This is a genomic window from Acidovorax sp. sif0632, assembly GCF_019218805.1.
GTDB lineage: Bacteria > Pseudomonadota > Gammaproteobacteria > Burkholderiales > Burkholderiaceae_C > Acidovorax > Acidovorax facilis.
Genome location: NZ_JAHUWW010000002.1, coordinates 21,257 through 33,312, shown reverse-complemented (window position 1 = coordinate 33,312; position 12,056 = coordinate 21,257). Strand labels below are relative to the sequence as shown.

Here is a 12,056-nt window from a genome sequence, read left to right as displayed (position 1 = left end):
CGCAGCAGATATTTGCATCAAATTGGCCGCTAGCGCTTATTCAGCAAACGCCAATAGCTATAAAATATATAGCGCGATTCCCGCAATGGGCCCAGTCTCAGACCTCGGCCAAGGCCAGGACCACGGCGTTGTCTTCCACCACCAGCACGACCGTGCTGCCCGCGCGCAGGCCACTGCCTGGCGCCGAAAAACCCACCATCTGCAAGCCACCCGACAGCTCGGCAGACACCTCATCGCCCGACTCGCCCCGCACCACGCGCGTGGCTTTTGCAGGCAGGCGGTGGATGCCGGGTGCATCGGCCACCGCAGACCCAGACGCTGATGCCAAACGACCACCCCGCTCCACGCGCACGGCCGTGGCCTTGCACAGCGCCTGTACGGCAAGCCCCGGCTGCAGGCCCAGCAGCTCCGCACTCTCGCGGGTGATGCGCGCGGCCAGTGCTGCAGGCACGCCCATTGCGGCACCGTCGCCATCGCTCGCATTGCCCAACCGCAGGTGCACCGCCACGATCTGCCCCTGCACCACCAGCCGCTCCACCACACACGGCAACTGGTTGCGCATGCTGGTGCGCACCGCCAGCCGCGCCAGCGCAGGGCCCGCATGGGGCGTGGCCTGCCAGCGCGACAGCACAGCGCCTCGCGCCTGCGCCATCGCATTTGCCGCCGCCAGCAGCTGGTGCCCCGCCTCGGTCAGCTGCGCACCGCCGCCCCCTACCCCACCCACCGCGCGTGCCACCAGCGGCGTGCCCGCCAGATTGGTCAGCGTGTCCACCGCCTGCCACGCGGCCTTGTAGCTCACGCCCACGGCACGCGCGGCCTGCGAGATGGAGCCGCAGGTGCCAATCTGGCGCAGGATGTCGATGCGTTTGTCGGCCAGGGCATGGCCCAGCGCATCCGTGAGAGAAAGAGAAACAGGCATGCGCGGATGATGCCTGAGCGCTCCCTTCACGCCGCCTTGCGGCGCAGCCCCGTGACAGGCTTTGCCAGCTTCTGCTGGCGTTCCAGCGCGCCAGTCGCTGCGGCCTTCAGCAGCCGCTGAAAGGAGGGGCATTGCGCATGGCTCTCCGCCGGGCAGGCTGCCGCATGCCGCAGGCCGTTGCTCATGGCCTTGAGGCGTTTGACCATGGCATCGAGTTCATCGGCCTTGGCCGACAGCAGTTGCCGGTCAATGCTGGGCTCGCCGCTGGGCAAAAACATGGCACGGATGTCGTCCAGCGAGAACCCGGCCGATTGCCCCAATGCAATCAGCGCCAGCTGGTCCAACACGCCCGGCGCAAAACGGCGGCGCTCACCAGGTTTTCCCACCGAGTGGATCAACCCTTTTTCCTCGTAATACCGCAGCGTGGAGGCCCGCAGCCCGGAGCGTTTGGCAACTTCGGCAATGTCCATCAAAAACCCCTTGACTTCAAGTTGACTTGAACTTCTATATTCCATTCAAAACCTGCTTCCGTCAACTTTTCGAGGTGCTTTGATGACACTCCCACTGCAAGAATTTCCCATTGCCATGTTGATCGGCATCGGCGCCACCGCCGTCATGGACGCATGGCTCTTGCTGCTCAAGCATCTGGGCGTCCCCACCCTCAACTTCGCCTTCATCGGCCGCTGGGTGGGCCATCTGTTTCGGGGCCAGTTTGCCCATGCCGCCATCGCCAAGGCGGTGCCCATCCGGGGGGAATTGGCCTGGGGCTGGCTCACGCACTACGCCGTGGGCATGGCATTTGCCACCGGGCTGGTCGGCCTCCAGGGCGCCGACTGGGTACGCAGCCCCACCCTGCTGCCCGCGTTGGCCGTGGGCGTCTGCACCGTGGCGGCGCCGCTGCTGGTGATGCAGCCCGCCATGGGCTCGGGCTTTGCGGCATCGCGCACGCCCACGCCGCTCAAGAACTGCCTGCGCAGCTTGGCCAACCACACCGTCTTTGGCTTCGGCCTGTACCTGTCTGCGCTCGCCATCGCACTGATTTCTCGATGACGGTTCTGCGCGTTTTTCCCCTCGAAATCACTTGTTTGGAACCCATGCCATGAAAACCATCGCCATCGTTTATCACAGCGCCCACGGGCACACCGCACACATCGCCCGCCACGTTCTGGAGGGCGCCCAGGGCGTTTCCGGCATCCATGCCGAGTTACGCCAAGCCGAAGACCTGGCCCACGCACCCGACAGCCTGTTGCACTACGACGGCTTCATCCTGGGCTCGCCCACCTACCTGGGCGGAGTCTCCGGGCCGTTCAAGACCTTCATGGACGCCACCGGCCGTCTGTGGAAAACGCAGCAGCTCAAGAACAAGCTCGCGGCGGGCTTCACCGTGTCGTCGCTGCCTGCGGGCGACAAGCAGTCCACACTGCTGTCGATGTGGGTGTTTGCCATGCAGCACGGCATGGTGTGGGTGGGCAACCCCATCCTGCCCGAGCAGCACACCGGGGTTCCGTATGACGAAGCAGCCAACCGTCTCGGCTCCTGGTCGGGCCTGATGGCGCAGGCAGGCCATGGGGCGGCAGCGGATGCGTTTGTGCCAGGCGATACCAAGACCGCCCGCATGTTTGGGCGGCATTTCGCCGAGACCTTGCAGCGCCTGGGCGGTGTGGCGGCACACCAACCCGCCCAGGCGGTGGCTGCATGATCCCCGCCCGCTACGGCCCCGTGCTGTTCAGCTTCATCCTGTCGGGCGTGATGTCGCTGCTGGTGTCCGGCATCTCCACCTTTCGAGCCGCGCAGGTGGACCAGGGGTTTCTAGGCCTCTGGGCGGGCGCGTGGCTCACGGGGTGGCTGTTCGCCTTCCCGGCGGTCATGCTGGCGGCGCCGCTGGCTCGCAAGCTGGTGGCGCGGGTCGTCGCGCGTGATGGATAGACAGAGGCAGGCAGGGAAAACGCACGACCTTGCCTATACTCTCGCTATTCCATAAACGAATAGCGCTTTTGCGCCAGCCACCATGCCCTACCTCGCCGCATCCATGATCCGCACCCTCGCCTGTGCTGGTGTTGCATGGGCCATGCTAGGGGTGGCACATGCCGACACCGTCTCGGTCGCGGTGGCCGCCAATTTCACGGCACCCATGCAGAAGATCGCCGCAGCTTTTGAGGCCGACACGGGCCACAAGGCCGAGCTCTCGTTCGGTGCCACCGGCAAGTTTTACGCACAGATCACCCACGGGGCGCCGTTTCAGGTGCTGCTGTCGGCCGACGACACCACGCCTGCCCGGCTGGAGCGCGAGGGCAAGGCCGTAGCCCACTCGCGCTTTACCTATGCCATCGGCACGCTGGTGCTGTGGAGCGCACAACCCGGCACCGTGGACGCCAAGGGCGATGTGCTCAAGTCGGGTGATTTCAAGCACCTGGCCATTGCCAACCCCAAGCTGGCGCCCTATGGCGCGGCAGCCCTGCAGGTGATGGAAAAGCTGGGCGTGGCGACGGCCCTGCAGCCGCGCCTGGTGCAAGGCGAGAACATCGCCCAGACCTTCCAGTTTGTCTCCACCGGCAATGCGCAGCTGGGCTTTGTGGCACTGTCGCAGGTGATGGCCGATGGCAAGATCCGCAGTGGCTCGGCCTGGCAGGTGCCGGCCAGCCTGCACGAACCCATCCGGCAAGATGCCGTGCTGCTGATGCCAGGCAAGGACAGCGCGGCGGCCAGCGCACTGCTGACCTACCTGCGCGGCAGCAAGGCGCGCGCAATCATTCAATCGTACGGCTATAGTTTCTGACCTCCTGTAGCCCCATCGACGGATCGCCCATCTTCATGCCATTTTCCAGCGCTGATCTGGCTGCCATCGGCCTCACGCTGCGGCTGGCGGGCACCACCATGGTGTTGCTGCTGGTGCTGTGCACGCCCCTGGCCTGGTGGCTGGCGCACACGCCGTCGCGCTGGCGCGGCCCGGTGTCGGCCGTGGTGGCGCTGCCGCTGGTGCTGCCGCCCACGGTGATCGGCTTTTACCTGCTGGTCACGCTCGGCCCCAACGGGCCCCTGGGGCAGTTCACGCAGTGGTTGGGGCTCGGCACCCTGCCCTTTACCTTCTGGGGGTTGGTGGTGGGCTCGCTCATCTATTCGCTGCCTTTTGCGGTGCAGCCTCTGCAGCACGCTTTTGAAGCCATCGGCCGGCGCCCGCTGGAGGCTGCGGCCACGTTGGGCGCAGGGCCGCTGGACCGTTTCTTCACCGTAGCGCTGCCGCTGGCGCGCCCCGGGTTCATCACCGCCGCGATCCTGAGCTTTGCGCACACGGTGGGCGAGTTTGGTGTGGTGCTCATGCTGGGCGGCAACATCCCGGGTGTCACGCGCGTGGTGTCTGTGCAGATTTACGACCACGTCGAGGCGCTGGAATACACCCAGGCGCACTGGCTGGCGGGCGGCATGGTGCTGTTTTCGTTTGTGGTGCTGCTGGGGCTGAACCTCACCCGCCGCAAAACTTTGTCGATGGTGCAGTGATGGCCACCACTGCTTCTTCGGCACAGATCACCGCGCAACTGACGCTGACTCGCCCCGGGTTTGCGCTGGATGTGGACCTGCAATTGCCCGGCCGGGGTGTGACCGCCCTCTTCGGCCCCTCGGGCTGCGGCAAGACCACCTGCCTGCGCGCGATTGCCGGTCTGGAGCGCGCGCAACCTGGGAGGGTCGTGGTCCACGGCGAGGTGTGGCAGGACGATGCACAGACAATCTGGCGCGCCACACACGAGCGGGGCCTGGGCTATGTGTTCCAGGAGGCCAGCCTGTTCGACCACCTGAGCGTGCGTGGAAACATCGACTACGGCCTGAAGCGCACGCCCCCCGCACGCCGCAAGGTGGCGCTGGAGCAGGCGGTGGACTTGCTGGGCATCGACCACCTGATGGACCGCAAGCCCCAGGCCTTGTCGGGTGGCGAACGCCAGCGCGTGGCCATCGCCCGTGCGCTGGCCACCAGCCCCCGCCTGCTGCTGATGGACGAACCCCTGGCTGCACTGGACGCCCAGCGCAAGGCCGAGGTCCTGCCCTATCTGGAGAGGCTGCAACACACCCTCGACATCCCCATGCTGTATGTGAGCCACGCCATCGACGAGGTGGCAAGTTTGGCCGGGCACATGGTGCTGTTGCGTGAGGGCCGTGTACTGGCACAGGGCCGCACCAACGAACTGATCGTGCGGCTGGACCTGCCCCTGGCCCATGGCGACACCGCCGCCACGGTGATCGAAGGCACGGTGCAACAGCACGACCCGCACGACCACATCACCACCGTGGCATTCAGCGGTGGGCACCTGCTGCTGGTTAGCCCCAAGGCACACGCCACGAGCGAGCCCATCCGGCTGCGCGTGCAGGCGCGTGATGTAAGCCTGGCACTCACCGCCCCCAGCGACACCAGCATCCTCAATGTGCTTCCAGCCACGGTGGTGGCGCTGGGCGAAGACAGCCCCGGGCAAATGATGGTGGCCCTGGATGCAGGCACCACACGCCTGCTGGCGCGGGTCACGCAACGCTCGGCCCAGACGTTAGCGCTGGCGCCCGGCCAACCCGTATTTGTGCAGGTGAAGGGCATTGCCATCGTGAACTGATGGGCTGCGCAATCCGGGCCTCTCCACCGAAGGCCCCACAGGCGAACCCAGTGGCCGCCAGGGCCTCCCATCGGTCGTATGATGACCGCCAAAAAACAAGGGTGGGAACAAGGGGTGGAAATGGTTTCAATCTGGCACGACGCCACCGTGGCGTTTGCAGTGGGGTTTCCGCCGCTGCTCCAAAGCCTGCTGTTCTGGATCTTCGCGTCGCTGGTGGTTCATGTGTGCCAGCGCCTGGTCGAGCACACGGCGTTTTCGGTCGATCCATCGAGCCGCCGCATCAGCGCCTCGCAAGCTGCCCTGTGCATTGGCTGCATTGTCTGGGCACTGGATGTGGTGGGTCTGTTCATGTATGCCGAGCTGGCGCACCACGTGCTGGAGTTGGTGCCCGCCCTCAGTGGCCTGCTGATCATGGCGGTGAGTGCGCGACTCACCATTCCGACACTCAGCACCAGCGCCAGCAAGACGCGCATTGTGGTGGCCGGTGTGTGGCTGGCGGCTGGCATGCTGACGGGGCACTTTGCGATCACCTGGGGCCACGTGCAGAGTTTTTCGCAGGTCAATGTGCTGGCGATCATGGCGTCCATGGCCACGGCCGTGGCCCTTGCGGCGTGCACCGCAATCCGGCACCGCTCGGCCAAGCTCAGCATGCTCACGCCCCGCTACCGCGCACAAACCTGGGAAGACAAGGTCCTGTGCGGCGCCGCCATCCTGGTGCTGCACTGGATGCTGGTCAACACCTTTGCACTGCACCTGGGCGACCCCAGCGGTGAGTCCGACGGCATTGCGCTGCTGGTCACCGTGCTGGCCTTTGCCATTGCCGTAGCGTTGGAACAGATGAGCAACATGCGCTCGGACGCTGGCCGCCAGCAGCTCTTGCGACGCGGGCTGTCGATGATGCGGTCATCGGCCACGGCGCAAAACGCCCAGCGCGACATGCAGCTGTCACTCATTGCAGACCATTTGCACCGGCTTCTGCACCCGGAAAACCTGGCGTTGCACTTTCAGCCCATCGTCGATTTTCAGCAGCGTGGCGTGCAGTTCGAAGCCCTGCTGCGCATGACCGACAAGACCCTGGGCGCCATCAACCCTGAAACCTTCCTGCTGGTGTGCGAGTTGCAGGGCAAGACGCCCGAAGTGGACCGCATGATCCTGCGCAACGCACTCGACAGTGCCAAGGCCTGGCAAGCTCAGGGCCTGAACGACACGACCATCAGCGTGAACGTGGCCCCCATCACGCTGCTGGACGACCGCTTTGCCCCGTGGCTGCGTGAGGAACTGGCCCTGCGCGGCCTGCCGCCGCGCACCCTCAAACTCGAAATGACCGAACACGCCATCATTGCGCTGGGCACGGAGATGGTGGCCGCCATCCACACACTCAGCGCCATGGGTGTTGTCGTGTGGATGGACGACTTTGGCGCTGGCTACTCGTCGCTGGGCATGCTGGCCGATCTGCCGATTGCAGGCATCAAATGCGACCGCCTTTTCGTGCGCAAGCTGCCGCAGGACAGCCGGCGGCAGATGCTGCTGCGGCATATCAGCGCGCTGGCCGGTGAGTTCGGCCTGTCTGTGGTGGTGGAAGGCGTGGAGACCGTGGAGGAGCTGCAGACGCTGGCCGCCATTGGGCTGCACTGCATCCAGGGCTACGTGTTCAGCAAACCCATTCCAGCAGCCCACGTACCCGACTGGCACCACACCCACATGCAGCCCCAGCGCGCAGCGCTGCAGGCCTTGCTGCGCCCGGCAGGTTCCACACCGTTTTCAGCACTCCCGCCCGCCATCGCGCCAGCCCCCGGACACTGAACCCATGGCAACACTCAAAACACTGGTCTTGGGCGGGTACGGCAACTTTGGCGCACGCATCTGCCGCGCACTGGCAGGCGACGCGGCCACGCGCCACCACATCGCCCTGCTGGTGGCAGGCCGCGATGCATCCCGCGCCCAGGCCTTGGCGAACACATTGGGCCACGGCGCTCAGGGCGTGGTCCTCGACCACCAGGCCCCGGGTCTGGCTGCCACCTTGCGCGAATGGGGCGTGGATCTGGTCATCCACACTGCGGGGCCTTTTCAGGCACAGGGTTACAGCGTGGCCCAGGCCGCTGCTGAGGCGGGCGCGCACTACATCGACCTGGCCGATGGCCGCCGTTTTGTGTGCGACTTTCCAGCTGCCATGCAGGCCGCGTTTACCGCCGCCGGACGCACCGCCATCGCTGGCGCCAGCACCGTGCCCGCGCTGTCCTCGGCCGTCATCGACCACCTGTGCGCGGACTGGCAGTGCATTGACAGCATCGATATCTGCATCGCCCCCGCGCAACGCGCGCCACGCGGACAGGCCACGCTGGCGGCCGTGCTGAGCTACTGCGGCCTGGCCATCGATGTGTGGCAAGACGGCCGCTGGCAGCCGAAACGGGGCTGGGCGCAGCCCACGCCGGTCCAGTTCCAGCGGCTGCAACCGCGCCTGGGGGCGGTCTGCGACATCCCGGATCTGGAAATTTTCCCGGCCCATTACAAAGCCCGCGACCGCGTCACCTTCCGCGCAGCGCTGGAGGTGGGCCTGGCACAGAGAGCCTTCGCCACCCTTGCAGCGCTGCGCCATTGGGGCGTGCTGCCCCATCCCGAAAAGCTGGCCTGGCTGATGCACCACGCGGGCGGCGCGCTGGACTTTCTGGGCACGCCACTGGGCGGCATGGTGGTACGCGTGGCGGGCACCGGTGCGCAAGGCCAGCCCCGCCGCCGCGCCTGGCACATTGCAGCCGACCACGACCATGGCCCCGAGATCCCCTGCATGGCCGCCATCCTGCTGGCGCGCCAACTGGCTGTTGGACAACCCTTGCCCACCGGCGCACACACCAGCACCAGCCTGCTGCCGCTGTCGGCCTTTGCACCCGAGTTTGCGAAGTGGGGCATGGTGACGGACATCGTGGAGGAGCCATGACCCCTGCCACCTATGCCTTGCTGCGCTGGAGCCTGGTGTTTGTGTGGCTGGCCACGGCCATCGTCAGCGTGGTGGAGTTGAACGGACAAAGCCGGGCACTGCTGGTCAGCCTGCCCCCAGCCTGGAGTACCCCAGGACTGGCTCACTTTCTGATCCTTGCGGGTGCCACCTCCGACGCCGTCATCGGCCTGTGGATGGCCTGGCGCCCCCGCAGGGCCGTCTACTTGGCGGCGCTGCTGCTCATGGGGGTCATGACGCTGTTGGCCACTTTCGTTGATCCGTCCTGGTGGCTGCACCCGCTGGGCCCGCTGACTAAAAACCTGCCCATCGCCGCCATCCTGCTTGTGCTGCTGCAAGACGCGACGACGACACCACCCAAGCCATGAGCCTGTACCTCACCCTCAAATGGCTGCACATCATCTCCAGCGTGCTGCTGGTGGGCACCGGGCTGGGCTCGGCGTTCTACATGTTCTTCACCAACCGCAGCGGCAATGTGCAGGCGCAGGCGGTGGTCACACGCCTGGTGGTGCGGGCGGACTGGTGGTTCACCACGCCCACCGTTTTCGTCCAGCCAGCGACCGGCCTCGCCATGGCCGCCGTGGCGGGGTTGCCGCTGACAACGCCCTGGCTGGCCGTGTCGTTGGGCCTGTATGCGGTGGCCGGTGCCTGCTGGCTGCCCGTGGTGTGGCTGCAGCTGCGCATGCGCGACATGGCGGTAGAGGCGGCACAGGCGCCCCAGGGCGACGGGGTGCTGCCACCTCTGTACTGGCGCTACGCCCGCTGGTGGGAGGCACTGGGCTACCCGGCCTTTGTGGCCATGGCCGTGGTGTTCTACCTGATGGTGAACAAACCCACCCTGAACTTCTGAACCTATCATCGCCCCATGCTGATCGAGACCCTGGACACTGCCCGCGACCTGGGGCGCCTGAAGGAAATCCTGGGCGTGATGGTGCGCCACGGGTTTGGCGACACCGTGCGCCGCCTGGGCCTGGCAGACCGGCTGGAGCGCGCGGGCCAGGCACTGAACTGGACCCACGCAGCAGACCTGGCCCGCGTGGAGCCGCCCGTGCAGGTGCGGCTGGCACTCGAAGAGCTGGGCCCCGCGTTCGTCAAGTTTGGCCAGATCCTCGCGGGCCGGGCCGACCTGTTTGGCCCGGAGTGGATTGCAGAATTCGAGAAACTGCACAGCCAGGTGCCCGCTGTGCCCATCGATGCGCTGCGCCCGCAATTGCGCGAAGACCTGGGCGCCGAACCCGAAGCCGTTTTTGCCTGGTTTGACACCACGCCGCTGGCCGCCGCATCGATTGCGCAAGTGCACCGCGCTCGGCTGCAGGACGGCAGCGAAGTCATCGTCAAGATCCGCCGCCCCGGCATTGCGGACACCATCCAGGCCGACCTGCGCCTGCTGCAACGCCTGGCCGCGCTGGCCGAGGCCGAGCTGCCCGCACTCAAGCCCTACCGGCCCCAGCAACTGGTGCGCGAGTTCGCGCGCTCACTGCGACGCGAGCTGGACCTGGCGGGAGAATGCCGCCAGGCCGAGCGCATTGCCACCAACATGGCCGCACTGCCCCACATCGTGATCCCGCGCGTGCACTGGGCCTACACCCGCGAGCGCATCAACGTGCAGGACTTCATCGACGGCACACCCGGCGGCGCACTCGCGGCGCTGACGCCCGAGGCAGGCTTTGACCGCACCGTGCTGGCGCAACGCGGCGCGCAGGCGGTGCTGCAGATGATCGTCAAGGACGGCGTTTTCCACGCCGATCCGCACCCCGGTAACGTGTTCTACCTGCCCGGCAACCGCATTGCCTTCATCGACTTCGGCATGGTGGGCCGCCTGTCGCAGCGCCGGCGCGACGAGCTACTGCAACTGCTGCTGGGCCTGGTCGAACACCAGCCCCAGGCCGTGGCCGACGTGCTGCTGGACTGGACGGGCGACGCGCAGGGCTTGAACCTGGGCCAGCTCGAAACCGAGATCGAGGCCTTTGTGGACCAGTACCACGGCGTGCCGCTGGCGCAGCTGAGCCTGGGACAGATGCTGGCGGATGTGACCGCCATCCTGCGCGAGCACCACCTGGGCCTGCCGTCCGACCTGGCGCTGCTCATCAAGGCCTTCATCTCGCTCGAAGGCATGGGCCGCAACCTGGATCCGGACTTCCATATGGCCAGCGAAGCGCTGCCGCTGCTCAAGCAGGTGGTGCGCGAGCGCTACGAGCCCAAGGTGCTCGCCGGGCGCGCGTGGAGCACCCTGCGGCGTGCACTGGCTACGGTGGAGCAGTTGCCGGACGACATCGGGCGGCTGCTGCGCAATGCGCGGCGCGGGCACCTGCAGGTGGGCATCGAGCTGGCCCACCTCAAGCGCGTGGGCGACCAGATCGACCGGTCGGCCAACCGGCTGGCGATGGCGCTGGTAATTGCAGCGCTCATCATTGGCTCGTCCATCGTGATGACCGTGAAGGGTGGGCCTACGCTGTTTGGCCTGCCAGCGTTTGGCTTCCTGGGGTTCTTTGGTGCCGTGGTGTGTGGCCTGTGGCTGGTGCGCGCCATCTGGCGCAGCAGCCACCACCGCGACGATGACTGAGCATGCAGCTGTCGGGTTAAGCCCTTTGGGCCAACCCGATCTACGGCGCTGAGGCGGCAGCCCTTCTCCCCGCCGCCAGGAAACTGGCGCGACCAAAGCCGATGCCGAGGAACCGGCCTTGCCGGGCCACCGCTGGCGTCCCCCTTTGGGGGAAGGCGCGAAGCGACTCAGGGGGATTTACCTGCCCGCGTTCGGGAAAAACAGCTGTTCGCCGCCTATCTTGTAGCCCGCAATGGCCGCCTGGCCTGCGGGCGACACCACCCAGTCCACAAACTTCTGCGCATCCTGCGCCTTCACATGGGGATGCTTGGCGGGGTTCACGACCATCACGCCGTACTGGTTGAAAAGCTTGGTGTCACCTTCGACCAACACGGCCAGGTCGGCGCGGTTCTTGAAGTTGAGCCAGGTGCCACGGTCGGCCAGCACATAGGCGCCGCTCGATGCCGCAATGTTGAGCGCAGGGCCCATGCCGCAGCCACACTCCTTGTAGCCGCTGCCTTTTGAGGTATTTGCGGCGTCGGCGCCCGCGAGCTTCCAGTAGCGCAGCTCGGCCGCGTGCGTGCCGCTCTTGTCGCCGCGCGAGATGAAGTTGCCATTGGCGGCAGACAGCTTCTGCAGCGCCTGCACGATGTCTTTGCCCTGGGTGCCCACCGGGTCGTTCTTGGGGCCGATCAGAATGAAGTCGTTGTACATCACGGGGTAGCGCTTCACGCCCCAGCCGTCGGCCACAAACTTTTCTTCGGCCACCTGGTCGTGCACAAACAGCACGTCGGCGTCGCCCCGGCGCGCCATATCGAGCGCCTGGCCGGTGCCCAGCGCCACCACTTTCACGTCCAGGCCACTGGCCTTCTTGAATTCAGACATCAGGTAGCCGAACAGCCCGGACTGCTCCGTGGAGGTGGTGGACGCCATGGTGATGCTCTGCGCAAACACGGGGCCGGATACTACAAATATGATAGCTGCTAGCGCTTTATGGATAAGCGCTAGGCCATAAAAAGGCTTGAAGTTTTTCATCGCCGGGCCGCCCCA

At 66.2% G+C, this 12,056-nt stretch carries 14 protein-coding genes; 11 read left to right on the top strand and 3 right to left on the bottom strand.

Features of this window, described 5'->3' with window-relative positions:
* Positions 1 to 97: 97 nt before the first annotated feature.
* On the bottom strand, positions 98 to 919 hold the full coding sequence (locus KW832_RS05220; protein WP_218299131.1) for a TOBE domain-containing protein: 822 nt from the start codon (positions 917 to 919) through the stop codon (positions 98 to 100).
* 26 nt (positions 920 to 945) lie between these two features.
* Complete coding sequence (locus KW832_RS05215) at positions 946 to 1,389, bottom strand: helix-turn-helix domain-containing protein (protein WP_176888792.1); 444 nt, start codon at positions 1,387 to 1,389, stop codon at positions 946 to 948.
* Between the two features lie 115 nt (positions 1,390 to 1,504).
* Here KW832_RS05215 and KW832_RS05210 point away from each other — a divergent pair, with 115 nt between their 5' ends.
* The 11 genes from KW832_RS05210 (at position 1,505) to KW832_RS05160 (ending at position 11,027) form a co-directional block, all read left to right on the top strand.
* Entirely contained in the window at positions 1,505 to 1,969 is a 465-nt protein-coding gene (locus KW832_RS05210; RefSeq protein WP_218299725.1) for a DUF2938 domain-containing protein, read from the top strand.
* A 49-nt stretch (positions 1,970 to 2,018) separates the two neighbouring features.
* Positions 2,019 to 2,618: a flavodoxin family protein gene (locus KW832_RS05205; RefSeq protein ID WP_218299130.1), complete on the top strand. Its 600-nt coding sequence runs from the start codon at positions 2,019 to 2,021 to the stop codon at positions 2,616 to 2,618.
* Positions 2,615 to 2,845 (top strand): DUF2798 domain-containing protein, encoded by a 231-nt coding sequence (locus tag KW832_RS05200; RefSeq protein WP_218299129.1) that lies wholly within the window; start codon positions 2,615 to 2,617, stop codon positions 2,843 to 2,845. Before KW832_RS05205 ends, KW832_RS05200 begins: the two co-directional genes overlap by 4 nt.
* A gap of 82 nt (positions 2,846 to 2,927) precedes the next feature.
* Positions 2,928 to 3,695, top strand: coding sequence for a molybdate ABC transporter substrate-binding protein (gene modA / locus KW832_RS05195; protein ID WP_218299128.1), 768 nt, complete (start codon positions 2,928 to 2,930; stop codon positions 3,693 to 3,695).
* Between the two features lie 35 nt (positions 3,696 to 3,730).
* Positions 3,731 to 4,414, top strand: coding sequence for a molybdate ABC transporter permease subunit (gene modB, locus KW832_RS05190; protein ID WP_121419333.1), 684 nt, complete (start codon positions 3,731 to 3,733; stop codon positions 4,412 to 4,414).
* On the top strand, positions 4,414 to 5,511 hold the full coding sequence (gene modC / locus KW832_RS05185; protein ID WP_218299127.1) for a molybdenum ABC transporter ATP-binding protein: 1,098 nt from the start codon (positions 4,414 to 4,416) through the stop codon (positions 5,509 to 5,511). The genes modB and modC overlap by 1 nt, the downstream gene beginning before the upstream one ends.
* A 120-nt stretch (positions 5,512 to 5,631) precedes the next feature.
* A complete protein-coding gene (locus KW832_RS05180) occupies positions 5,632 to 7,314 on the top strand; it encodes an EAL domain-containing protein (protein ID WP_218299126.1) in 1,683 nt (560 codons plus the stop codon).
* Positions 7,315 to 7,318: 4 nt separating this feature from the next.
* Positions 7,319 to 8,446, top strand: a complete 1,128-nt coding sequence (locus KW832_RS05175; protein ID WP_218299125.1) for a saccharopine dehydrogenase family protein — start codon at positions 7,319 to 7,321, stop codon at positions 8,444 to 8,446.
* The gene (locus tag KW832_RS05170; RefSeq protein WP_218299124.1) at positions 8,443 to 8,832 is read left to right on the top strand and encodes a DoxX-like family protein; all 390 of its coding nucleotides are present in this window, start codon (positions 8,443 to 8,445) and stop codon (positions 8,830 to 8,832) included. The genes KW832_RS05175 and KW832_RS05170 overlap by 4 nt, the downstream gene beginning before the upstream one ends.
* Positions 8,829 to 9,314 carry a DUF2269 domain-containing protein gene (locus KW832_RS05165; RefSeq protein ID WP_121507180.1) on the top strand — a complete coding sequence of 162 codons (486 nt, stop codon included), beginning with the start codon at positions 8,829 to 8,831 and terminating at the stop codon, positions 9,312 to 9,314. The genes KW832_RS05170 and KW832_RS05165 overlap by 4 nt, the downstream gene beginning before the upstream one ends.
* Before the next feature lie 15 nt (positions 9,315 to 9,329).
* Positions 9,330 to 11,027, top strand: a complete 1,698-nt coding sequence (locus KW832_RS05160) for an AarF/ABC1/UbiB kinase family protein (RefSeq protein ID WP_055399923.1) — start codon at positions 9,330 to 9,332, stop codon at positions 11,025 to 11,027.
* Positions 11,028 to 11,204: 177 nt separating this feature from the next.
* Here the strand turns inward: KW832_RS05160 and KW832_RS05155 are convergent, their stop codons facing one another.
* The gene (locus KW832_RS05155) at positions 11,205 to 12,041 is read right to left on the bottom strand and encodes an extracellular solute-binding protein (protein ID WP_218299724.1); all 837 of its coding nucleotides are present in this window, start codon (positions 12,039 to 12,041) and stop codon (positions 11,205 to 11,207) included.
* Between the last annotated feature and the right edge of the window lie 15 nt (positions 12,042 to 12,056).

Excerpts from the sequence above, each read along its gene's own strand:
- KW832_RS05175 (WP_218299125.1), top strand. The coding sequence starts at position 7,319 with ATGGCAACACTCAAAACACTGGTCTTGGGCGGGTACGGCAACTTTGGC.
- KW832_RS05200 (WP_218299129.1), top strand. The coding sequence starts at position 2,615 with ATGATCCCCGCCCGCTACGGCCCCGTGCTGTTCAGCTTCATCCTGTCG.
- modC (WP_218299127.1), top strand. The coding sequence starts at position 4,414 with ATGGCCACCACTGCTTCTTCGGCACAGATCACCGCGCAACTGACGCTG.
- KW832_RS05170 (WP_218299124.1), top strand. The coding sequence starts at position 8,443 with ATGACCCCTGCCACCTATGCCTTGCTGCGCTGGAGCCTGGTGTTTGTG.
- KW832_RS05160 (WP_055399923.1), top strand. The coding sequence starts at position 9,330 with ATGCTGATCGAGACCCTGGACACTGCCCGCGACCTGGGGCGCCTGAAG.
- KW832_RS05155 (WP_218299724.1), bottom strand. The coding sequence starts at position 12,041 with ATGAAAAACTTCAAGCCTTTTTATGGCCTAGCGCTTATCCATAAAGCG.
- KW832_RS05210 (WP_218299725.1), top strand. The coding sequence starts at position 1,505 with ATGTTGATCGGCATCGGCGCCACCGCCGTCATGGACGCATGGCTCTTG.
- KW832_RS05180 (WP_218299126.1), top strand. The coding sequence starts at position 5,632 with ATGGTTTCAATCTGGCACGACGCCACCGTGGCGTTTGCAGTGGGGTTT.
- modB (WP_121419333.1), top strand. The coding sequence starts at position 3,731 with ATGCCATTTTCCAGCGCTGATCTGGCTGCCATCGGCCTCACGCTGCGG.
- KW832_RS05215 (WP_176888792.1), bottom strand. The coding sequence starts at position 1,389 with ATGGACATTGCCGAAGTTGCCAAACGCTCCGGGCTGCGGGCCTCCACG.
- KW832_RS05220 (WP_218299131.1), bottom strand. The coding sequence starts at position 919 with ATGCCTGTTTCTCTTTCTCTCACGGATGCGCTGGGCCATGCCCTGGCC.
- KW832_RS05205 (WP_218299130.1), top strand. The coding sequence starts at position 2,019 with ATGAAAACCATCGCCATCGTTTATCACAGCGCCCACGGGCACACCGCA.
- modA (WP_218299128.1), top strand. The coding sequence starts at position 2,928 with ATGCCCTACCTCGCCGCATCCATGATCCGCACCCTCGCCTGTGCTGGT.
- KW832_RS05165 (WP_121507180.1), top strand. The coding sequence starts at position 8,829 with ATGAGCCTGTACCTCACCCTCAAATGGCTGCACATCATCTCCAGCGTG.